This is a genomic window from Burkholderia sp. Ed8, from assembly GCF_040761425.1.
Taxonomy (GTDB): domain Bacteria; phylum Pseudomonadota; class Gammaproteobacteria; order Burkholderiales; family Burkholderiaceae; genus Burkholderia; species Burkholderia seminalis.
This window is the reverse complement of record NZ_CP142887.1, coordinates 111,435-133,567: the sequence shown is the minus strand read 5'-3', so window position 1 is coordinate 133,567 and position 22,133 is coordinate 111,435. Positions and strand designations below refer to the sequence as shown.

General features: G+C 59.7%; 17 protein-coding genes and 6 pseudogenes. 12 read left to right on the top strand and 11 right to left on the bottom strand.

The window, feature by feature from the left end:
- Positions 1–372 precede the first annotated feature (372 nt).
- Positions 373–945 carry a recombinase family protein gene (locus VXM69_RS32210; RefSeq protein ID WP_175907823.1) on the top strand — a complete coding sequence of 191 codons (573 nt, stop codon included), beginning with the start codon at positions 373–375 and terminating at the stop codon, positions 943–945.
- Positions 946–1,265: 320 nt separating this feature from the next.
- On the opposite strand, the gene VXM69_RS32205 is transcribed toward VXM69_RS32210, so the two are convergent.
- A protein-coding gene (locus VXM69_RS32205; protein WP_367190233.1) for an IS3 family transposase occupies positions 1,266–2,401 on the bottom strand; the annotation gives its coding sequence in 2 pieces (ribosomal slippage) (positions 1,266–2,137 and positions 2,137–2,401; 1,137 coding nt in all).
- Positions 2,402–2,640: 239 nt separating this feature from the next.
- Between VXM69_RS32205 and VXM69_RS32200 the strand changes: the two genes are divergently transcribed.
- Entirely contained in the window at positions 2,641–2,901 is a 261-nt protein-coding gene (locus tag VXM69_RS32200; RefSeq protein WP_175907827.1) for a hypothetical protein, read from the top strand.
- Positions 2,814–3,212 (top strand): annotated as a pseudogene (locus tag VXM69_RS32195) (hypothetical protein); the annotation flags it as partial. The gene VXM69_RS32200 and the pseudogene VXM69_RS32195, both read left to right, overlap by 88 nt.
- 303 nt (positions 3,213–3,515) lie before the next feature.
- On the opposite strand, the gene VXM69_RS32190 reads toward VXM69_RS32195, so the two are convergent.
- The gene (locus tag VXM69_RS32190) at positions 3,516–4,433 is read right to left on the bottom strand and encodes a LysR substrate-binding domain-containing protein (RefSeq protein WP_367190380.1); all 918 of its coding nucleotides are present in this window, start codon (positions 4,431–4,433) and stop codon (positions 3,516–3,518) included.
- A gap of 174 nt (positions 4,434–4,607) precedes the next feature.
- Between VXM69_RS32190 and VXM69_RS32185 the strand changes: the two genes are divergently transcribed.
- Complete coding sequence (locus VXM69_RS32185) at positions 4,608–5,486, top strand: intradiol ring-cleavage dioxygenase (protein ID WP_175908227.1); 879 nt, start codon at positions 4,608–4,610, stop codon at positions 5,484–5,486.
- Between the two features lie 14 nt (positions 5,487–5,500).
- Here VXM69_RS32185 and VXM69_RS32180 read toward each other — a convergent pair.
- A pseudogene (locus tag VXM69_RS32180) lies at positions 5,501–6,258 on the bottom strand (IS5 family transposase).
- A gap of 74 nt (positions 6,259–6,332) precedes the next feature.
- Here VXM69_RS32180 and VXM69_RS32175 point away from each other — a divergent pair.
- The 7 genes and pseudogenes from VXM69_RS32175 to VXM69_RS32145 all read left to right on the top strand — a co-directional run.
- Positions 6,333–7,139: a citryl-CoA lyase gene (locus tag VXM69_RS32175; RefSeq protein ID WP_367190374.1), complete on the top strand. Its 807-nt coding sequence runs from the start codon at positions 6,333–6,335 to the stop codon at positions 7,137–7,139.
- A gap of 60 nt (positions 7,140–7,199) precedes the next feature.
- Complete coding sequence (locus VXM69_RS32170) at positions 7,200–8,783, top strand: bifunctional 3-(3-hydroxy-phenyl)propionate/3-hydroxycinnamic acid hydroxylase (protein WP_367190373.1); 1,584 nt, start codon at positions 7,200–7,202, stop codon at positions 8,781–8,783.
- 71 nt (positions 8,784–8,854) lie between these two features.
- Complete coding sequence (locus tag VXM69_RS32165; protein ID WP_039202356.1) at positions 8,855–10,027, top strand: CaiB/BaiF CoA-transferase family protein; 1,173 nt, start codon at positions 8,855–8,857, stop codon at positions 10,025–10,027.
- A 43-nt stretch (positions 10,028–10,070) separates the two neighbouring features.
- A pseudogene (gene leuC, locus VXM69_RS32160) lies at positions 10,071–11,494 on the top strand (3-isopropylmalate dehydratase large subunit).
- A 2-nt stretch (positions 11,495–11,496) separates the two neighbouring features.
- The gene (gene leuD, locus VXM69_RS32155) at positions 11,497–12,129 is read left to right on the top strand and encodes a 3-isopropylmalate dehydratase small subunit (protein ID WP_367190372.1); all 633 of its coding nucleotides are present in this window, start codon (positions 11,497–11,499) and stop codon (positions 12,127–12,129) included.
- 55 nt (positions 12,130–12,184) lie between these two features.
- On the top strand, positions 12,185–12,862 hold the full coding sequence (locus VXM69_RS32150; RefSeq protein WP_367190371.1) for a TIM barrel protein: 678 nt from the start codon (positions 12,185–12,187) through the stop codon (positions 12,860–12,862).
- Between the two features lie 372 nt (positions 12,863–13,234).
- Positions 13,235–13,336, top strand: a pseudogene (locus VXM69_RS32145) (transposase); the annotation flags it as partial.
- Positions 13,337–13,390: 54 nt separating this feature from the next.
- On the opposite strand, the pseudogene VXM69_RS32140 reads toward VXM69_RS32145, so the two are convergent.
- From VXM69_RS32140 to VXM69_RS32125, 4 genes and pseudogenes are all read right to left on the bottom strand, one after another.
- Positions 13,391–13,915: pseudogene (locus VXM69_RS32140) on the bottom strand (transposase); the annotation flags it as partial.
- 127 nt (positions 13,916–14,042) lie between these two features.
- Positions 14,043–14,993, bottom strand: a complete 951-nt coding sequence (locus VXM69_RS32135; protein ID WP_367190379.1) for an IS5 family transposase — start codon at positions 14,991–14,993, stop codon at positions 14,043–14,045.
- Positions 14,994–15,069: 76 nt separating this feature from the next.
- Positions 15,070–15,747, bottom strand: a complete 678-nt coding sequence (locus VXM69_RS32130; RefSeq protein WP_367190370.1) for an IS6 family transposase — start codon at positions 15,745–15,747, stop codon at positions 15,070–15,072.
- Positions 15,744–15,902, bottom strand: a pseudogene (locus VXM69_RS32125) (transposase domain-containing protein); the annotation flags it as partial. The pseudogene VXM69_RS32125 and the gene VXM69_RS32130, both read right to left, overlap by 4 nt.
- Positions 15,903–16,117: 215 nt before the next feature.
- Here VXM69_RS32125 and VXM69_RS32120 point away from each other — a divergent pair.
- Positions 16,118–17,029 carry a LysR family transcriptional regulator gene (locus VXM69_RS32120; protein WP_367190378.1) on the top strand — a complete coding sequence of 304 codons (912 nt, stop codon included), beginning with the start codon at positions 16,118–16,120 and terminating at the stop codon, positions 17,027–17,029.
- Positions 17,030–17,157: 128 nt separating this feature from the next.
- On the opposite strand, the gene VXM69_RS32115 is transcribed toward VXM69_RS32120, so the two are convergent.
- From VXM69_RS32115 to gshA, 4 genes are all read right to left on the bottom strand, one after another.
- Positions 17,158–17,914 (bottom strand): IS5 family transposase gene (locus VXM69_RS32115; protein WP_367190369.1). Its coding sequence is split into 2 segments (ribosomal slippage): positions 17,158–17,593 and positions 17,592–17,914, totalling 759 coding nucleotides; the frame shifts between segments, so codons are not numbered across the junction.
- Between the two features lie 107 nt (positions 17,915–18,021).
- Positions 18,022–19,182, bottom strand: coding sequence for a mandelate racemase/muconate lactonizing enzyme family protein (locus VXM69_RS32110; RefSeq protein WP_367190368.1), 1,161 nt, complete (start codon positions 19,180–19,182; stop codon positions 18,022–18,024).
- Between the two features lie 59 nt (positions 19,183–19,241).
- The gene (locus VXM69_RS32105; RefSeq protein WP_367190367.1) at positions 19,242–20,432 is read right to left on the bottom strand and encodes a benzoate/H(+) symporter BenE family transporter; all 1,191 of its coding nucleotides are present in this window, start codon (positions 20,430–20,432) and stop codon (positions 19,242–19,244) included.
- Positions 20,433–20,471: 39 nt separating this feature from the next.
- Positions 20,472–22,103 carry a glutamate--cysteine ligase gene (gene gshA, locus VXM69_RS32100; RefSeq protein ID WP_021156687.1) on the bottom strand — a complete coding sequence of 544 codons (1,632 nt, stop codon included), beginning with the start codon at positions 22,101–22,103 and terminating at the stop codon, positions 20,472–20,474.
- Between the last annotated feature and the right edge of the window lie 30 nt (positions 22,104–22,133).

The window sequence follows — 22,133 nt, the reverse complement described above, 5'->3', positions numbered from 1 at the left end:
CAGAGATCGCTACAAATAAGGGTCGGTACGAAATCGGTCGTTTCGACTACCGTGCCGCTTAGGAGTGGGGTTTTTTGGTAACTGCTTGTTTTGTATGAAGTTGCCGAGAGACCCGACGCCTAAGTGGCACGGTAGACAAAACGGACCGTTTTTGTCCAGTACAATCGGCCGCCCTCTTACAAATTTTGCGTTCCCGATGAGCAATGAACTGCCGATGGGTTCGGCTTTACAGGGCTGGAAACTCGAACGTGCTTTTGGGGAGGGTTTCCGCTGCAAAGTCGTTCGAGTTCCTTACAGAATTCTTGCGGTCAGCAATACAACTGGCCAGCCGGGGTGTGCCATCCTGGACTGGCCCTCTAAAGCTACAAAGTCATGAAAATTGGTTACGCACGCGTCTCGACCGACGAACAAAATCTCGATTTGCAGAAGGACGCCCTACGGCGCGCCGGCTGCGAAGTCATCTTTGCCGATCAGGGTATCTCCGGCGCGACGTTCCAGCGCCCCGGGCTCGAGCGAGCCCTACACCGCCTTAAGAACGGCGGCGTCCTTGTGGTATGGCGCCTCGATCGCCTCGGTCGCTCTCTTGGTAAGTTGGTTGACCTAGTAAGCTACCTCGAGCAGCAGGATGTCAAGTTCGAATCGCTCTCTGAAAATATATCAACGGACTCGTCCGGCGGCGTCTTGCTATTTCACATGATGGCAGCCATGGCTCAGTTCGAGCGCACCCTCATTAGCGAACGTACCAAAGCAGGCATTCAGGCTGCTAAAGCACGCGGGAAACGACATGGACGCAAACCTGCCTTAAGCGCGACTCAACAAGAGCAAGCGCTGGCTCTCATGAAGACTGAATCAATAACATCTGTTGCGAATCTGTTCGGCGTCAATCCGCGTACATTGGTGCGAATGCGAGCTCGATTCGCAAACGAACAATCACTAACTCAATGAATTTCGCATAACAACAGTGCCGTTCGACCCACGAAACAACCGGCGAACGGCATTACTACGTTTTTAATTAATTTGTATTTTTATTCAAATAATTTCATGAGCCGACCTTCGACATACCTCGACCTTCGACACCAATTAGAACTCAAAAATAGGAAAAACTTCATATAAAATAACCTTGGAATCCGAAATTTTTAAATAACCGGAAGCTGGACATTTGAATCATGATGCGACATGATTTTTTATCAGGTTTTAGATGGAAAGAGGTGGCCTCGCTCGTTCGAACAGTTTTCTGAGATTTTTAAGTGGAACGTCCAGGGCAGTCATGCTGCCAATTTGATCGCAGGCAGCGTCGCGAAGTATGCCTCATCCGGCGTCTGATCCGACAGACTCGAATGGGGCCGTTTCCGGTTGTACAACTCGATATACTCGCCGATGGAGCGCCGAGCATGGCTGACCGACTCGTACGCTTTCAGGTAGACCTCTACGTACTTGATGCTGCGCCACACCCGTTCGACGAACACGTTGTCGCGCCAGCTTCCTTTGCCGTCCATCGACAGCCGGATGCCCCGGCCCAGCAAGGCCTCGGTGAATGCGTTCGCCGTGAACTGGCTGCCCTGATCGGTGTTCACGATGTCGGGCCGCCAGTAGCGGGCGAACGCTTCTTCCAGTGCTTCGACCGCGTGCACGGCTTCCAGCGTGATGGCGACCCGGTAGGCGAGGATTTTGCGGCTCGCCCAGTCCACCACCGCCATCAGATACACGAAGCCGCGCGCCATCGGAATGTACGTCGTGTCGAGTGCCCACGCCTGGTTGGCCCGCTCGATCTTCAGACCGCGCAGCAAGTATGGCCAGATCTTGTGCTGGGCGTTGCGTCGACTCGTGTTCGGCTTGCAGTACAGCGCCTCAATACCCATGCGTTTCATCAGCGTGCGCACGCGACGGCGGCCGACCTCGTGCCCCTCGCGACGCAGCAGTCGCGCCAGCATCCGCGCCCCGGCAAACGGAAACTCCATGTGCAGTTCGTCGATCCGACGCATCAGCATCCGATCGACTTCGCTCATCGGCCGCGGCCGGTAATACGCGCTCGATCTTGCAATGCCGACCAGCCGGGCCTGCTGCGAAACCGACAGCGCATGCGTACGGTCGATCATCGCTTTGCGCTCAGCAATCCCGACTTGGTGAGCGCGCCGCTTAAAAAATCATTCTCCAGCGTCAACTGGCCAATCTTCGCGTGCAGCGTTTTCACATCCGCTGGCGACTCGCTCGACGGCGCGCCTGCCGCGCCAAACACGTCTGCCGCGCGCTCCTGCAACGGCCGCTTCCACTCCGTGATTTGGTTCGGGTGCACATCAAACTGCTGCGCCAGTTCCGCCAGCGTCCGCTCGCCTTTGACCGCTGCAAGCGCCACCTTCGCTTTGAACGCCGCTGAGTGCGTCCGTCGGGTTCTCTTCGTCATTTCCTCGGTTCCTTTGCCAGCATTATCGCCAGCTCAGGCCCCGGCCAAACCACTTATCCGACTGTCCGAATTTGCGCGGCCACCTCTTACCTTACCTCCTGGGGCGACATTAGACCAGAAGGTGTTGCGACGACCAGTTGAACGCGCCCCTTATTTAATCGCCTACAGATTTCTTCGTCCGTATACTGGTGCACACGCGCCGGAATCTCCTTGGCGCTCGCACTATAGACGAGACTTTTATGCAAGCGCTGCGCCCCGCAGGACGCGTCATTGTTTTGAATGGTCCGAGTATCTCGGGAAAAAGTACCCTCGCCAAATACCTGTGTGAGAATTTGGAGCAGCAGCATTTGCATGTCGAGCTTGACGCCTTCCGACGGATGGAGCCTACTCTACTCAATACTGGGACGTCGAGAAGCCAACGATACAGGTTCGCGTGGCCGCCTTGTGTCGGGCAATTCATGCCACAGTTGCCACCTTTTCCCGACACGGTGAGGCCGTAATCGTCGACCATGTTCTTTCGGCCGACGCGTGGCGCTACCTGCTTGAAGACCTTAGCGAGCTACCGGTTCTCATCGTTGGCGTTTTTTGCGAGCTAGATGTCTTGAAGGGGCGCGAAGCAACCCGTGGTGACCGTAAGATCGGCTTAGCAGCGTCTCAATTTCAATCGATTCACGCTAACCGGCATTACGACTACGTCGTAGACACATCGTCCACAAACGCTGATGAATGTGGCCGGCGGGTTCTGGAATGGTTGAATACTCAGCCGGCGCCGGCTGCATTTGCGACGCTGCGTCAGCGACTCTTGCCGTAGTTTCGCAGGCTTGCCAATTCATGGACTACGACGTTAGGACGTCTTTTCCCGACCGCTTACTCCAAAGTAGTCCCCACCACTTGAAGTAACGGACATCACTTTGGACACCGGCTTCAGCTCTGTCCATGCGGCCACGAAATGACGCTTACGAAGGAGACGGTGCCTGTCCGCGCTGAAGCGGCTAAACCCGTGGTTGCGTCTTGATGATGTGATGTGTGGGTTAGGCGCTTGGCAGAAATACCTCGTTGCTCGCGCCGCGAGGTACTTCTTTTTTTCTTCTCTGCTTGGGACTTAGCGGCCGTATTACTGCGCCCGCGACTGCTGTCGCGTGACCTTACGCAGATTAGCTTCATCTGTGATTGTCCGGATAATTGCAGCAAAGTGACGAGCGGCGGGCGTTCGCTGCACGTCACGCTTCCACAATAGTCCAGGCGTTCGAACTGGCGTCGGACTTTCGAGTGGCACGATACGAACATCTGCACGACGAATCGCGTGTTCTGAGACGATGGCCGCTACAGGCGTTGCGCTTACCAGCTCAATCATCGGCGCAATGGCGTTCATCTCTGCGACAACGGCAGGCACCGCGTTTGCAACGCGGAAGCATTCGTCAAGCATCGCGCGCGTTGCGAAAGTACGCGGCAGCAGGACGACTTTTTGAAGGTGGAGCTCAACCATACGCACAAAGCGCCGGCGTGCAAACGGGTGCTGCTCTCCTACCGCAAGGACCATCTCCTCGTTGTACAGCGGCTCGAATCGCAGTGCTTCTAGGTCTGGTGGACGATACGCGACGCCCAGGTCGAGTTCACCGGCAATTAAGCCCTTTGCAATGTCATCGCCGGCCAGTTCGAGAACAGTCACGCGGACGGAAGGGTGCTTTTCGATGAAAATTGACATGCATCGGGGAATGATGCGCATGTTGAACGTATGCGTCGCCCCAACCCGGATTTCGCCACTCAAGACGTCCGACGTTTTTCTTACCATCCAAACGCCTTCGTCGACCTCGCGCAGCGCATTCTGAACCCGCTCAAGAAATGCCTCCCCCGTCTCAGTCATTACGATTCGCTTACCGATGCGGTCGAAGAGTCGGCAATCAAGCTCATCCTCGAGCTGCTTAATCTGATGCGAAAGCGTGGATTGCGTTACATGGACCTTTTCGGCTGCGTTTGTGAAGCTTAGTTGCTCCGCCAACGCGACGAAATAGCGCAAATGTCTCAGTTCCAAGATTCCCTCCAAGCGGCCGGCCGGCTCCATTCTATCGATGCCATCGATTATTTTGCGGGTGAAAACTTCATTTTCATTCATGCATCCACGCGCGTAAACTGGTGTTCATACGAAGACGAGCCCATCTCCATAACGGGGATGTAGGCCCTCCAGCCCCTCAAACGGAGACATTCAATGAGTTCTCGAGAGTTCACCATCACCGATGAAGCCATCGCTCGTATGCACCCGAAAGATGAGCGGTTCGGCGTTGTCATGACATCCTTGATTCGCCATCTTCACAACTTCGTGCGCGACGTCGAGCTGACGGGCGAAGAGTGGATGACCGCCATTGAGTTTCTGACAAAGGCAGGCCAGATTTGCACCGACAAAAGGCAGGAGTTCATCCTCATGTCGGACACCCTCGGCGTATCAATCCTGGTCGACGCAATCAACAATCGCTTCCCGAACGGCGCCACCGAACAAACTGTGCTTGGACCGTACTACTGGCAGGGCGCGCCGGAGTTGCCCATGGGCAGCGACCTAGCAAAGGGTATCGTCGGCGAACCTTGTTTTTATTCGGGCAAGATGCTGACGCTGGAAGGGCAACCTCTCGCAGGCGCATTGCTCGACATTTGGTCGGGTGATGGTGAAGGCAATTACGACATGCAACTCGAGTCCGAAGAGATGCGCGCCCGTGGTCGCCTTACGACTGGCGCGGACGGGAAATACTGGTTCCGCTCAATCAAGCCGTTCTTCTACCCTGTGCCTACCGACGGTCCCGTCGGCGCGATGCTCGAGGCCCTGGGCCGGCATCCGAATCGTCCCGGCCACATACACTTCATCGTGTCGGCACCCGACTACAAAACAGTCATTACTCACTTGTTCCCGTCCGACACCCCGTACCTGGATAGCGACGCGGTTTTCGGCGTTAAGGACAGCCTTGTCGTCGATTTTAAGCGCCATGAACCGGGCATAGCTCCGACGGGCGAGCAAGTGACCGTACCTTTCTGGACCTGCGAATACGACTTCCGTCTCGTCAAAGCGGACAAGACCGCTCTTCAGAACGCGGCCTGACCACTAGGTCCTGTTCACATTCTCACCAGCGGTCCAAAGGCGCAAGCAAGCGCCGCGAAGGCGAGATAGTTACCGGCGAGCTTGTTGTAACGAGTGGAGACACCACGAAAATGTTTGATGCGATTGAAGAAGCGTTCGACGATGTTCCGAGTTCGATACAGCACGCGGCTGTACCGACGTTTGGTCTTTCGATTCGAACGCGGCGGGATAACGGCCTTCGCGCGCGTAGCGCGGATGGTGTTCACGAAGGCGTCCGAGTCGTAACCTTTGTCAGCAATCACGGCGCCCGTGCGCAGATGCTCGACCAATTCGTGCGCACACGAAATGTCCGAGACCTGTCCTTGCGTGACAATCATTCGCAGCGGCCGCCCGGCTTCATCAACGGCCAGATGCAACTTGGTCGTCAATCCTCCTCGTGAGCGGCCGAGCGCTTGCGGGCCGCTTTTTTTCGGGCGCCTGCCGAATGCTGGTGTGCTCGCACGATGGTCGAGTCGATCAGCACGCGTTTGATTTCCGTCTCGTCGGATACCGCATGTGCCACGCGTTCCCACACGCCTTTGCGACGCCACCGGGAGAAGCGCATGTACACCGTATGCCATCGGCCGAATTCCTTCGGCAAGTCGCGCCACGGACAACCCGTGCGGCCGATCCAGAGAACGGCCTCGACAAACCACCGATTGTCGGCTGCCGTTCGCCCCGGGTCGCCTTCCTTGCCTGGCAGGACATACTCGATTCGTGCCCATACCTCGTCGCTCAGTAATGTTCGGACCATCTTGCCTTGATCGTGCAAAAAACAAGATGTAAACACATTTCATCGAATGTAAACAGACCCTAGGGAATCACCAAATGAAAATCGGCAAAGAAACTGTACCGAAGACTGCCATCTCGGCGTCGAACGCGGAAACCATAATCGTTCGGGGCAAGAACCTTTCGCTTGAACTTATCGGTAATATTTCTTTCACGGACTATTTTCACTTGCTGGTCACGGGCAAGCCCGCGATGCCAGCTGCGACGACGGTCCTTAACGCAACGCTCGTCGCTATTGCTGAGCATGGCCTCGTTCCTAGCGTGCAGGCAAGCCGCATGACGCTAGCTGCGGCACCGGATGCACTCCAGGGTGCGGTTGCGGCAGGCATCCTCGGATGCGGTTCAGTCATCTTAGGCGCGTCTGAAACGGCTGGTCGCTTGTTCAAGGAAGTGCAAGCCCGAGCAGAAGGCAGCAATGACTATGCGTCCGCTGCTAAGCAAGTGGTCGCCGAGTATCGCGCTCAGAAGCGGGCGATTCCGGGCTATGGTCACCCGTTGCACAAGGAACGCGATGCACGCGTGAACGCTCTATTCGACGTTGCAAGAAGCGCCGAAATTGACCTGACGTATGTGCGAATTGCAGAAGCCATCGAAAAGGTCATTCCCGAAGTCGTAGGAAAGAGCCTGATGTTGAACGTCTCCGCCGCCATTCCGGCGGTGTTGCTTGGAATTGGCTTCCCCCTTCAGGCCTTGAAGGGTATTCCTATTCTAGCTCGCACCGCCGGTCTTATTGGCCATTTGACGGAAGAGCTGGAGAAACCCATCGGCTTTGCCCTGTCATATCAGGCAACGCGCGAGGTCGTCTATGACGGTGAAGCGCCTGAAGGCTTCACGCCGGGACACTGAAAGTCCCGGTCAACCTCGTCGAAACGAACGAGTCCGGAATCTGAAACCAGGAGACAGGACATGGAGCAAAAAGCGGTAGACGTTTTGATTGTCGGCTACGGGCCCGTAGGGCAGATGCTGGCAATCCTTCTCGGGTCGAAAGGCTACAAAGTGGCGGTGTATGAGCGTCAACAATCCGCGTACCCGTTGCCCCGGGCAGTATGTATGGACCACGAGATTTATCGCGCTGTTATGGCCTCTGGTGCGGGAAATACGCTGAAGCAACTGTCGGCACCTTCTCCGCGGTACCAGTGGTTCAATGCGAACTGGGAAATGTTGCTTGACATTGACTGGACCGTCGAATCAGTTTCAGGCGGTCCAGAGGCTCACTTCTTTCATCAGCCCTCGCTTGAAGCAGCCTTCGACGCCCGAGTCAAACAACTGCGCAACGTCGAACTTAACCTTGGCTGGGAGGCTCTTTCGGTAGACGCCGATACGAAGCGCCCGTCCGTCACATTCAAGAACAAGTCAGACGACACAGAGTGCACCGTCTCGGCCAGATACGTTATCGGCGCGGACGGCGCTAACAGCTTCGTCCGCAATTCGGTTGGCATCGAATGGTACAACCGTGGTTTCGAGGCCGACTGGCTCGTCGTCGACGTTCTTGTCAATGAGGGCGTCCATCTCGACGTGCCCTCAGCAGGCCAGCTCTGCGACCCGGTCAGACCGACCACTTTCGTCCCTGGGGGCATTTTCCATGGCAGGGAAATCCGTCGATGGGAGTTCATGCGGCTCCCGACCGAAAGCAAGCAGGAAATCGAAGGTGAGGCAAACGTCTGGCGCCTGCTGTCGAAGTGGGTCGACCCCAGTCAGGCTGTACTTGTTCGACATGCGGTGTACACGTTCAAATCGCTGTCTGCCTGCAGTTGGCGCAAGAACAACATCTTCATTGCGGGAGACGCCGCACATCTGATGCCTCCATTCATGGGCCAAGGAATGTGCTCCGGTCTGCGCGATGCCTTCAACTTGTCCTGGAAACTTGATGCAGTGATGAAGGGTGTCGCTACGGAGGACATCCTCGACACTTACGAGACAGAACGCAAGCCGCACGCAAATCAAATCATCGACATATCCATGCATCTGGGCGAGATTGTATGCGTCGCCGATGCCGAGAAGGCAGCGGCGCGCGACCTGTCATACAGGCACGGTACGGCAGCGCCGCCTCCTGATTTTCCCATTCTCAAGGAAGGCCTGCTCGACCATGCAGATGCCGGCGCAGAACTGGCCGGACGCCTCGGACCGCACGCCCACCTGTCCGTTGATGGCAAGGTCGGACGCATGGACGAAGTTTTCGGAGACGGCTTCACGCTCCTTCTTCGCAACGCGAACGCAGCGGATGTGCTGAGCGCTGCCGAAATTGCCGCGCTGACGCGTCTGGGTACGCGAATCGTCGAGTTCTCGGCCGAGGAGCGCCCCGGCAAGGCGCACGACGTCGACGGGAAACTAAACTCTTTCTGCGACCGCCACGGCGTTAACGCGCTCTTAGTCCGCCCCGATTTTTACATTTACGGAGCCTCGAAAGAGGCAAACCAGATTGCAGCTTCGGTCGACAGGTTGCTGGCATCGTTGAGGCATGAAGCTCCGATGCACGCTAGCGCCGCTTAACGCGATAGCTGAGTTCTATTCAGCCAAGTGACCGCGCACACCGCACTGGTCAACTAAGGAGTACATACATTATGGCAAAGGTTCTTGCCGGGATTCGTGTCCTTGAACAAGGAACGTTCATCACCGGCCCTGCAGCCGGCATGTTGCTGGGTGACCTTGGAGCAGATGTCATCAAGATTGAACAGCCGGAAAGCGGCGACCCTTTCCGTGCCTTCAAGGGCGGCCTCTACAGCCCGCACTATCAGACGTACAACCGCAACAAGCGGAGCATTGAACTCAATACGAAAAACAAAGACGACCTCGAGGCATTTGATGAACTTATCCGCAGTGCGGACGTCTACATTCAAAACTTCCGCCCGGGCGCAGCGGAGCGCCTCAACGCAGGCGTCGAGCGGCTTCAGAAAATCAACCCTCGCCTCATCTATTGCTCGATTAGCGGCTTTGGGGCAACGGGCCCGGCGGCAGGCCGCCCTGCTTACGACTCTGTTGCACAAGCTGCGAGCGGATTCCTGGGGCTTTTGATTAACCCAGAGAATCCTCGCGTCGTTGGACCGGCTATCGCCGATTCCTTGACTGGATTCTATGCGGCCTACGGAATTCTAGGCGCGCTGCACGAGCGTAACGTTACTGGTAAAGGTCGAAAGGTCGAAGTGTCTATGCTGGAAGCCATGACGCACTTCAACCTAGACGCGTTCACTCACTACTATTCGGCCGGTGAAGTAATGGGCCCGTATTCCCGCCCGAGCGTCTCCCAGTCATACGTATTGAAGTGTGCCGACGGAAAGTGGATTGCCTTGCACATGTCGTCCCCCGAGAAGTTCTGGCAAGGCCTGGCGGAAGCAATCGAGCGGCCCACGTTGTTCCAAGACCCTCGGTTCGCGGACCGTGCCGGGCGCATTGCGCATCAGGCAGAGCTCATCGAAATCCTCCAAGGCATCTTCGCGACTCGCACTCGAGAGGATTGGTGCGAGCGGCTTGAAGTCCAAGATGTGCCGCACGCCCCAATGTATGACTCGAGCGAAGCGCTCGAGGACCCGCAAGCGAAGCATCTGGAAATTTTGGTCTCGACGACTCATAAAGAAATGGGCGAGTTTCGGACCGTTCGCCCGCCGGTGTCCTTCGACGGCGAGCGTAGCAAGGATGTTGTCGCGCCGCCGACCCTGGGTGAGCACAACGACGAAGTGCTTAGCCCGATTCGCGAGCAGCTGCAACAAAAGCAAGCCGGCGTGGCTGAATCGACCTGACGTGTGAGCTCCGGCCGCCGTTCCGGGGCGGAGGAAAAGTCTCATGGCTCGTACGCTCTACGACAAGATTTTCGATGCGCACATTGTGAGGACAGATTCAGACGGCAACTCGCTGCTGTATGTTGACCGCCACCTTTTCAACGAGGTGACAAGTCCGCAAGCGTTCGAAGGACTGAGACACAGTCACCGGGTCGTTTGGTGCCCGAAGGCGACGCTGGCTGTCGCGGACCACAACGTTCCAACGACTGACCGCTCCCAGGAGAAACGGACGATACGTCGCGGGTCCAGGTGAAAGCGCTTCGCGACAACTGCGAGGCAAATGGAGTGCGTCACTTCGGCATGAGTGACCCTCACCAAGGTATCGTCCATGTTGTTGGGCCGGAAATCGGCGCGACACTTCCGGGCATGACGGTGGTATGCGGCGATTCGCACACCAGCACTCACGGAGCTCTAGGTGCGTTGGCTTTCGGCATCGGAACGTCGGAAATTGAACACGTTCTGGCGACCCAAACGCTTGCCACTCGCCGCAGTAAGAATATGCGTGTCAGTTTCACAGGAACGCTCCCCACCGGGTGCAGCGCCAAAGACGTGGCGCTGTCCCTCATCGGAAAGATTGGAACCGCCGGTGCAACTGGTTATGCGATTGAGTTTGCGGGCCCTGTCGTGGACGCTCTTTCGATGGAAGCTCGAATGACCCTCTGCAACATGTCGATTGAAGCGGGAGCTCGCGTGGGGCTCATTGCCGTCGACGAGAAAACGCTTGACTTTTGCCGCGCGCGCGAATTCGCCCCGAAGGGCGACGAATGGCAGCGGGCAAGCGAAGAATGGAGGCAACTTTTCTCCGATTCTGACGCGGTGTTCGACGCTGAGGTGGTCTTCGACGTCTCCTCATTGGCGCCTCAAGTCACGTGGGGCACTTCACCGGAGATGGTGGCTGGGATTCTTGACGTCGTTCCGGACCCCGCTACTGTTGAGGACCGCTCACGCCGCAAGGCATACGAACTGGCCTTGAGCTACATGGACCTGGTTCCGGGAACCCCGTTGCGCGAAATCCCGATAGACAAAGTGTTCATCGGCTCTTGCACGAACGGGCGCATTGAAGATTTGCGAGCAGCCGCAAGCGTTTTGAAACGCTTGGGCGGTCGAATAGCTCCCAGTATTCGCCTCGCGATGGCTGTTCCAGGGTCAACCGCCGTCAAGCGTCAGGCGGAGGCCGAAGGCCTGCACTCCGTGTTTCTCGGTTCAGGCTTTGAATGGCGAGAGGCCGGCTGTTCTATGTGCTTGGGGATGAACCCGGACCATCTGGAGGCGGGCGAACGCGTCGCTTCTACATCTAATCGCAACTTTGAAGGGCGGCAAGGCGCTGGCGGACGTTCTCATCTTGTCAGCCCGGAAATGGCTGCGGCTGCAGCGATAGCTGGTCACTCTGTTGACATCCGCGACTACAAATCGGCCGGCAGACATTAAATATGGAACCCTTCACAAGTCACGAAGGCATTGTCGTACCGATTGACCGCAATAACGTCGATACAGACGCAATCATGCCAAAGCAGTTCATGAAGGCCATAGGTCGGACGGGTTTCGGGCCTTACGTCTTCGACGAGTGGCGCTTCAAGGACGCCGGATTTTATGGAAAGCCCGCGGACGAGCGTGTCCCCAACCCTGACTTCGTTCTTAATTGGCCTCGGTATGAAGGAGCGTCCATCTTGCTGAGCGGGCAAAACTTTGGGTGCGGCAGTTCGCGAGAGCACGCTCCCTGGGCCCTACAACAAGCAGGCGTTCGTGTCCTGATAGCACGCGGCTTTGCCGATATTTTCCGCAATAACTGCACCAAAAACGGATTACTGACGGTCGTACTACCGTCCGAGCTCATGGACGGACTTTTTGAAGCCTTGGAGGCCACGCCGGGCTTTCGGCTGTGTGTCGACCTGGAGTCTCAGACCGTCCTTGAATGTGACGGGAAGCAGCACAGATTCGAAATAGATGCCACGCAGAAAGCGAGATTGTTGGAGGGTGCAGACGATGTCTGCGCGACATTGAAGCACGCTGATGACATCGTGGCTTTTGAAACCGCCTACCTTGCACAACGCCCGTGGGTATAAACGTCGAGATTGCCGCGGCGAGAAGGCGCCATCGTCCTGTTTTGGGAAAGTACAGATGCTGAAGTTTTCCGCGAATATTGGATTGTTATTTAATGAGTTGCCCTTTGAAGAACGCATCGCTGCGGCAGCGCAGTCCGGCTTCGACGCGGTTGAGTTCCCATTCCAGAATACGCTCGCAAGCGACGAACTGAGCGGTTTGTTACGCAATTGCGGGATGACCCAGTCGCTTGCAAACATGCGTTACGAGCTTAATGACCTGGGACTAGGTGCCGCTCCCGGCCGGGAGGCAGAATTCCATACAAGGCTAGCTGAGGCCATCGACTACGCTAACGGTACGCGTTGCAAAGTCCTGCACGTCCTCGCGGGCAAGGTTCCTACCGGCGTGACGGCTAAACATGCCGAGGAGACCTTGCGGGAAAATCTGAGAGCTGCCGCAGCCTTCGCAGCGCAGTCCGAAATTACAGTTGTCGTCGAAGCCATAAATCGCCGAGACGTTCCGGATTTCGTGTTCAAGGACGTGCACCATGCCGCGTCGGTAGTCGAGTCGGTGAACGCTTCAAATGTCCGGCTGCTACTCGACATATATCACGCGGGCACGATGCATGAAGATATACCGGCTGGTGATTCGCCGCTATGCAGGGCTGGCGGGATATGTGCAAATCGCCGGTTTTGCAGGCCGCAACGAGCCGTCGGACGGTGCCGCAAATTACGTGAAACTGTTGCAAGACCTTAGCCACGCAGGGTACGACGGTTACGTCGGCTGTGAGTATCGTCCTCTTGGCGAGACTCTTTCTCGCTTAGCTTGGCTCGGCGAAGTCAAGCAAGCTCTCATTTGACAAGTTCGTGTAGTTGTCTAATGAATCCGGACGCTGATTTAGGCGAAAATGGTCGCCATGAAGAGGTGCCTGATGAGCAAGCAACGACGTACGTTTTCCCCGGAGTTCAAACGGCGCTGTCACTTTAGGGGAGCGTATTCACAGTAAGCGACTCACGTAGGCCGTTCTCGACGGCCGGTTGAGTGGGTTGGTAATTTGGTGCCCACTAAATTATGGTGGACACCAAAGTGGACAGGACATTGAGTGAACGCCTTGCGGGTGAAGCGTACAAGCGGCCGAACTTTCCGGTCGAATTCAAGCGACGGCTAGTGGAGCAGTCGTTCGAGCCCGGTGCATCGGTCGCGTTGATCGCGCGCGAGAACGAGATCAACGGTAAGCACTCGACCGGCACCGCAGCGTAGATCGTTGACGACGGGAGCGCGATGCTATCGGATAGGCTCGACGCGGGCAGTAGAGGGCAACGACGACGCCACGTTCCACGGTAACAACTCGTCGATGCGGTTGATCGGATGGTCAGCGACGCGCTCAAGCACGTAGGCGAGATACGCCTCGGGATCGATGCCGTTCAAGCGCGCCGTGCCAATCAGGCTATACATCGCGGCGGCACGTTCGCCACCGGAGTCGGCGCCGGCGAACAAGTAATTCCGTCTGCCGAGGGCAACGGCGCGCAGTGCTCGCTCGGCGATCAGGTTGTCGATTTCCGCACGCCCGCCGCTGCAGTAGTAGATGAGCGCCGGCCAGCGATTCAGCGCGTACTGAATCGCCTTGGTCGTGTCGGATTTTGCAGAGAGCGTGGCGAGCGTTGCTTCGAACCAGCGTTTCATGTCGTCGAGCAGCGGCACCGCTCGCGCCTGGCGCACACTGTGCCGCTCATCAGGTGGGTTGCCACGGATCTGCTCCTCAATCTTGTAGAGCGCGCCGATCCGGTGCAGCGCTTCCTCCGTTAAGGAAATGCTGATTAATGGGCCAACCGCCGACGTTTCAGGCGAGATGACGTCGAACTTTCCGGATAACGAATCGAATCGGCGCTCATTTCGGTGCAGTTGGCTCGTAAACGAGCCTCCCTGCTCGCATTTTTCACGCGCATGACGGACTGCTCCCATGAGCCGAACGCAGCCGGTTTCGTACGATCACCAGGTTCGCCAGGGCGAACAGACTGAACAGCTGCGCCGTGTTCTTGGCCAGTCCCTTGTAGCGCACCTTGCGATAACGGAACAGGTTCTTGACGATATGAAACGGATGCTCGACCCGCGCGCGGATTTGCGCCTTGGTTCGCTCGACCGTGGTCACCAGATCCTTCAGCGGGCCATCCTGCATCGCCTTGATCTTTCCGCGCTTGGCCGCCACACGCCATTTCACCAGCTTGCCGTTCATTTCGTCGCGTTTGTCCACGCCGATGTAGCCCGCATCGCCGAACGCTTCCTCTTCATGCCCGTGCAGCAGGGCGTGAGCCTGCGAAACGTCCGACACGTCGGCCGCCGTGCCCACCACGCTGTGAACCAGTCCCGAATCGGCGTCGACCCCGAGATGGGCCTTCATCCCAAAGTGCCAGGCGTTTCCTTTCTTCGTCTGATACATCTCTGGGTCGCGGCTCTTCTCGGCGTTCTTGGTCGACGACGGCGCTTCGATGATCGTCGCGTCGACCAAGGTACCTTCCTTCATCATCAGCCCGCGTTCGCACAGCGAGATACCGATCTCATCGAACAGCTTGCGCGTCAGGTCATGCTTGAGCAGCAGGCGCCGGAACTTCAGCAGCGTGGTCGCATCCGGCACATTCTCGACAGCCAGATCGATTCCCGCGAAGGCACGCATCGCGATGCTGTCGTACAGCGCGTCTTCCAGCCCTTCGTCCGACAGGCCGTACCACTGCTGCAGGAAATAGATTCGAAGCATCCGCTCCAGACCTATCGGCCGACGGCCGCGCTCACCCTTCGGATAGTACGGCTCGATCGCCGTCAGCAACCGCGGCCACGGCACGAGCTTCTTGCCCGCACTTTCCGCTTCCGCGAAGCTCATCTGCCGCTTCATCATCGAGGATCCGTTCCGTGAACTGCCTTCTACAACGTTCTCGGCTACGTCAGCGATGACCGCCGAGCTGGATAAATCAGTGTTTCCCTAGGTGTTTGCGATAAAGCGAAGCACGCAGCAGATGCCGCTTCAGGGCGAAGTGCTGGCGGATCGGCCCGAAGTTCGACAGGAAGGCCTGAGCGCACTTCGGGTCGCGAAAGCCCTTGAAGCGCCGCTCGCGTTCGCGGGTCGGCTGATGACTGTTCTCGGCGCGGTTGTTCAAGCGGGCAGCGGCCTTCACGAACACGTGCTTGACGTTGGCGATTTCGGGGATGCCAGCCTCGGCAGCCGGGTAACTGCGTAACTGGTCGGTGACGAGCTTGCGCGGTGCCGGACAGGAACGCAGCACACGCTGGAAAAAGCGCTTGGCTGCAGCCTTGTCGCGCCGCTTCTGCAGCAGGATATCCAGCTCGGCACCGTGTTCGTCGACCGCCCGCCACAGCAGCCAGGGCCCGCCGCGCAGATTCACGAACATCTCGTCCAGATGCCAAGCGCGGCCTGGCTTTCGCCGCGCAGCCTTGACCCGCTGAGCGAAGGCCGCACCGAATTTGTCGCACCACCGGCGGATTGTCTCGTAGCTGACGATCACGCCGCGCTCGAATAGCAGCTCCTCAATGTCGCGTAGGCTCAACTGGAAGCGGAAATACCAGCGGACCGCCTGGCTGATGACTGCTGCGGGGAATCGATGGCCGTGGTAGAGCGCTTTTGGTTTCATCGCATCATCTTACGCGACCACACCCGCCAACGTGACAGTGCCCAGGGCAGCAATTCTTCGATGCGAGAGATCTTGTGATCACCGATGTGGGTCAGGACGTATTCCAGATAAGCACGCGGGTTGATGCCGTTCAGCTTGCACGTCCCGATCAAGCTCTGCTCTTCCGTAAACTTGCTCGTCTTCATGGCATGGCCTTCGTGTCCGCTTGGACACATCATGCCGAATTTCTCCACTTTTGCACCGGACTATTTCATAGGTGAGGGTCAAAATCGTCTCGACAGCATTGATGTCCAGTGCTGCCTCGTTACACCACAAACCGCTTGTCCAATATATTATTCATCACCGTTCAGCCGCACTTCAGATCGAACGAATGCCAAACTTCCCCCCCGATTTACGTCAGTGGTATTACTTCGTGGCCGTTGCAGAGGAGCGGCATTTCGGTCGCGCCGCCGTGCGCCTATCAATGACCCAGCCTCCGCTGTCACAGGCTATTCGCGCCCTGGAGGGGGAACTCGGTGTAGAGTTATTTGCGCGCACAAAGCGCAGTGTTGCGCTAACCGCGGTCGGCGAAGCACTGCTTCCGGAAGTGCTCAAACTCCTCGCGGCTGCAGAGGCGCTTCCCCCTCTGGCGCAGAGCCTCGCGCTCGGCGAGACCGGGAGGTTGTCACTCGCGTTCGTATCGATTGCCGATTACGGGCTTCTCCCTTCATTGCTGCGCGAGTTCGGAACGCGCTATCCGCTGGTACGGTTGCAACTTACCGAATCGACTAGTGACGTGCAAATCGACGAGTTGGCCGCGGGCCACATCGACGCAGGCCTGATTATCGCCCCGGTGCCACCACGTTACGTGGCCGAGATATCGTACTTGCCGCTTCTGAGCGAGCCGCTCGTGCTTGCGATGCCAACTGCCGTGTCGAACGCTCCGGAGGATGTGCCCATCCACCTGAAGGAAGTCGCAACGCTTCCACTCGTGATTTTTCCGCGTCGTCTCGCGCCGGAGTTTTACGATGGCATTATGGAGTGCTACAGCGCTGCAGGCGTTGTCCCGCGAATCGGCCAGGAAGCAATCCAGATGCAGACGATCATCAGCCTCGTTTCCGCAGGCATCGGCGTTGCGCTGGTGCCGCAATCATTGCGTAACCTGCGACGTACAGGCGTCATCTATCGGCCGCTCGCACACGACCCGTTCATCGTTGAAACCGGCCTCGCGTGGCGGACGGGTGATATCAGCCGTGTGCTTGCAAGCTTCATCAATATCGTGCGGACACTGCTTCCCACATGATTCAAACGAGAACCGCGTAAATCCCGGCATGCCGGGACGGATTCTCCTGCCTTTTACCGTACGACGATCAACACACGGATCGCAGCCACGCCGCGCTGTGGACGAAACGGTCGATCGCTAGGTCCTGTTCACATTCTCACCAGCGGTCCAAAGGCGCAAGCAAGCGCCGCGAAGGCGAGATAGTTACCGGCGAGCTTGTTGTAACGAGTGGAGACACCACGAAAATGTTTGATGCGATTGAAGAAGCGTTCGACGATGTTCCGAGTTCGATACAGCACGCGGCTGTACCGACGTTTGGTCTTTCGATTCGAACGCGGCGGGATAACGGCCTTCGCGCGCGTAGCGCGGATGGTGTTCACGAAGGCGTCCGAGTCGTAACCTTTGTCAGCAATCACGGCGCCCGTGCGCAGATGCTCGACCAATTCGTGCGCACACGAAATGTCCGAGACCTGTCCTTGCGTGACAATCATTCGCAGCGGCCGCCCGGCTTCATCAACGGCCAGATGCAACTTGGTCGTCAATCCTCCTCGTGAGCGGCCGAGCGCTTGCGGGCCGCTTTTTTCGGGCGCCTGCCGAATGCTGGTGTGCTCGCACGATGGTCGAGTCGATCAGCACGCGTTTGATTTCCGTCTCGTCGGATACCGCATGTGCCACGCGTTCCCACACGCCTTTGCGACGCCACCGGGAGAAGCGCATGTACACCGTATGCCATCGGCCGAATTCCTTCGGCAAGTCGCGCCACGGACAACCCGTGCGGCCGATCCAGAGAACGGCCTCGACAAACCACCGATTGTCGGCTGCCGTTCGCCCCGGGTCGCCTTCCTTGCCTGGCAGGACATACTCGATTCGTGCCCATACCTCGTCGCTCAGTAATGTTCGGACCATCTTGCCTTGATCGTGCAAAAAACAAGATGTAAACACATTTCATCGAATGTAAACAGACCCTAGTAGTTCATCGCACGCCCGATCGACGCGAACGGGCGCGACACCGGTCAGGCTTTACCGTGCCCCTGCGATCCCGGGCCCGACGAGAATTCGCGGACCCCATCGCGATTGATGCCGAAACCGAGGCCCGGCGTGTCGGGCAGTGCCAACGTCCCGTTCTGCGCGGTCGGCAGGCCGGTAAACAGGTTCCGGCAGATCTCGACCGCGACGACGTGCCACTCGACCGAGCCGCCATTCGCAAGCCCGCCGTGCAGATGCATGTTGTGGAACGGGAACGTGCCGCCGTTGTCGATCGGCACGCCGAACGCCTGCGCGAGCGCGGCCGCGCGCGCCGCGACGGAGAACCCGCCGCACACGCACACGTTTGGCTGCAGGATGTCGACGGCGTCGTTCACGAGGAAATCCCTGAACCGGAACAACTGCCCCTCGCTTTGCCCGGTGGCGACCGGAATGCCGCCGCGCTTTCTCAGGTCGGCGAGCTTCGCGGGGTCGTTCTCGGCGATCGGCTCCTCGAAGAAACCGATGTCGCAATCGGCCACGCGCTCGGCAAGCCGCAGCGCGTGATAGTGGTCGAGCCCGCAATTCGCGTCGATGTAAATCTCGGCGGCGGCACCCACCGCATCGCGCACCGCGCGCACGCGCGCGACGTCGTCCGCGACGACCTGGTCGAGCGAGCGCCCTTCGTCGCGGCGCGCCAGCGCGTGATAACCGACGATCATCTTGATGCGGCGATGTCCGGCGCCGACGAGCGCCCGCGCGGCATGTATCAGCTCCGGGCGCTCGAGCGACGCGAAGCCGAACGTCGTATACAGCGGCACGACCGGGCGCGCGCCGCCGAGCATTTTCCACACCGGCAGCCCGGCGATCTTGCCGATCGCATCCCAGACCGCGATGTCGATCGCGGAAATCACGTGCCCCGCATAGCCGGTCTGCCCGCGCGGGCATAACAGCCAGTAAAGCTTGTCGAGAATCAGCTCGCGCTCGACGACGTTCATCCCGACCAGGTTGGGTGCGGCGACGTGATCGATCGCCGCGGCCACGACCGCTTCGTCGGTGATCGCCGTGAAGCCGTGGCCGACCACGCCCTGCGACGTCTCGATTTCGACGATGACGCCCGACAGCTTGCCGGACAACCGCACGCCGGCGATCTCCGCGTCGCCGCGCGCGAACACCGGCGTCGCGGTCACTTTCACGATGTTGTGCTGCATCTCTTCTCCGTTTTTTTGAGGGAATGGCAGAACTGCGGGGGCCGCGTCGTCGCGCGGCATCACCGGCCCTTCTCGCGACGCAGCACGAACCTCAGCCCGATGCCGGTCAGCAGGCCCCAGAACGCGCCGCCGATGCCGAGAAACGCATGGCCCGCCATCGTCACGAGGAAGGTCAGGATCGCGGCCTCGCGCGCGTCCTTGTCGGTGAATGCGTTGAGCAGCGCGCCGCCGAGGGCGTTCATCAGCGCGAGGCCGGCAACCGCTTCGATGATGATCGGCGGCGCGACCGCGATGAACAGCGTCGCGGCGCTCGCCGCGAACCCGTACACGATGTACGCGGCACCGCAGACGATGCCGGCCCAGTAGCGCCGCGATTCGTCGGGGCCGGCCTCCTCGCCGGCGCATAGTGCGGCGGTGATCGCGGCCAGCCCGATCGGCGGCGCGCCGAAAGGTGCCGCGAGCAGGCTGCACAGCCCCGTGGCCGTGAACAGCCGCGACGCTTCGGGCCGGTAGCCGTTGACGTTGAGCACCGCGACGCCCGGGATGTTCTGCGACGCCATCGTCACGATGAAGAGCGGCACCGCGACGCTCACCATCGTCGATGCCGAGAACACGGGCCCGACGAGCGCGAGGTGCGGCAACATCCCGGTCGCGCCGACGCCACCCGTCTTCGCAATGAACGCGATCACGACCAGCGTCGCGACCGCGGCGCACGGCACCGCGAGAATCTTGCGAACCCGCATCATCACGACCCAGACGAGCAGGACCGGCGCGACGTACAGCGGATACTGCTCGAGTGCGTGCACCGGGGCGACGCAGAGGTTCAGGATGATCCCCGCGAGCATCGCGTTGGCGATCGGCAGCGGAATCCTCGAGATCGCTCGGCCGAGCGGCTTCCACAGCCCGGCCAGCGTGAGCAGCACGCCGGTCAGCACGAGCGCGCCGACCGCGGCCGGATAGCCGCCCTTCACGGCGCCCAGGCCGAGCAGCAGCGCGGCGCCGGGCGTCGACCACGCAGCGCTGACGGGCATCCGGGTCCGGTAGCTGAGCACGATGCCGGCCAGCCCCATCACGATCGAGACGGCCATCAGGCCGGACGCGGCCTGCGCGCGCGTTGCACCGACGTTCGTCAGCGCATTCACGATCAGCGTGAACGTCGATGCAAAGCCGACGAACGACGCCAGCGCGCCCGCGCCGGCCGCCCGCGCCGAGAACCCGCGATCGGTCTTCATTTCCGCGATACTGCTCATCTGTCCTCCGTGAGATGGATTCGATACGGCGACGCCGTATCAGTGCGCACCATGTGTCGGCTCGCCGCACTCCTGGTTCAGCGTTCCCGCGTGATACGCGGCGAGAAACGCGTCGAAGTTGCCGATCTGCGTGCGCTCCAGGTCGGCCTGCCGGCTCAGCGATTCGGCCGCGATCGCGTCGAAACGCGCCTGCACGTCGGCCGGCAGCGGACGCGCGCGGAACGCCCCGGTATGCGCGAGCGTTTGCCGCATCCCGAACGCGAAGCACGCGCCGCCCGGATCGTCGCGCAGCGTGTGCAGCGCATCGAGCACACGCGCCGACGGCGTCGCCCGCGGATCGTCGAGCTTCGCGTATTGCGCGTCGAGCGCGGCGGTCGTGCGCGTGTCACCGCGCTGCAGATCCAGCACGCCGGCCGCCTCGTTGATTCGCGCGAGCAGTTCGTGCGCCCACACGCGCAGCGCGACGCGCTCGCCGCCACGCTGCAACTCGAGCCCCGGGCGCCGACCTTCCCGCGCGACCGCGGCGAAGTTGCGCCGGCACGCGTCCTGCTCGGCACCGGCGAGGCACGGGCTGTCGTCGAGCGCGCAGAACAGCAGGAACGCGTCGACAAAGCGCAGCGTCGTCTCGGCGACGCCGTGCGGCGCGAACGGATCGATGTCGAGACAACGCACCTCGACGTATTCGACGCCGCGGCTGCGCAGCGCGTCGAGCGGCCGCTCGCCGCTGCGTACCGTGCGCTTCGGGCGGATCGACGAATAGAACTCGTTCTCCATCTGCAGCAAGTGCGTGCTGAGCTGCAGCCATTCTCCGTCGCGCTTCGCGCCGATCGCCTGGTACTCGGGGCACGGCTGCGCGACGGCTCGCGCGAGGCCGTCCAGGTACGCAGGCAGGTTGTCGAGGCACGGCGCGAACGCGCCCTGCACCCGGTTCTGGTAGCCGAGGTCGCTCATCCGCAAGCTCGTCGCGTGCGGCAGGTACAGCGTCTGCGCATCGAATGCGTCGAGCCCGTGCCGGTCGCCGGCGACGAAACCCGCGCACAGCGCCGGCGACGCGCCGAACAGATACAGCAGCAGCCAGCCGTAGCGATGGAAATTGCGGATCAGGGCGAGATAGCCTGCCGAGCGCATGTCGCGCGCGTCGCGGCCGGCCGGCTCGCATCCGTCGCGCACGTCGCGCAGCAGCGGCCACACGGCATCGGCGAGCGAATAGTTGTAGTGGATCCCGGCGATGCACTGCATCGCCTTGCCGTAGCGGAACGCCAGCCCGCGCCGGTACACGTGCTTCAGGATGCCGATGTTCGACGTGCCATACCACGCGATCGGAATGCGCCGGTCGTCGTCGAGCGGGCACGGCATCGACTGACTCCACAGCAGCTCGTCGCCGATCGCGCGGCACGCAAAGCGGTGCAGCTCGTCGAGCCGCTCGATCACGTCGGCCGCGTCGTGCTGCGGCGGCGTGACGAACTCGAGCAGCGGCTCCGCGTAGTCGGTCGTGATCGACGGGTGCGTGAGCGCCGCGCCGAGCGCGTGCGGGTGTTGCGTCAGCGCGAGCCGGCCGGCGGCATCGACGCGCAGCGTCTCGCGCTCGACGCCGCATAACCCGTCGCCGAGCAGCGGCAGGTGTGCGGCGTCGCTCAGCACGCCGAGCCGGCGGCGGTACGGCGTCGTCATCCATGTGGATCGGGGTGAATCGTGGGTCAT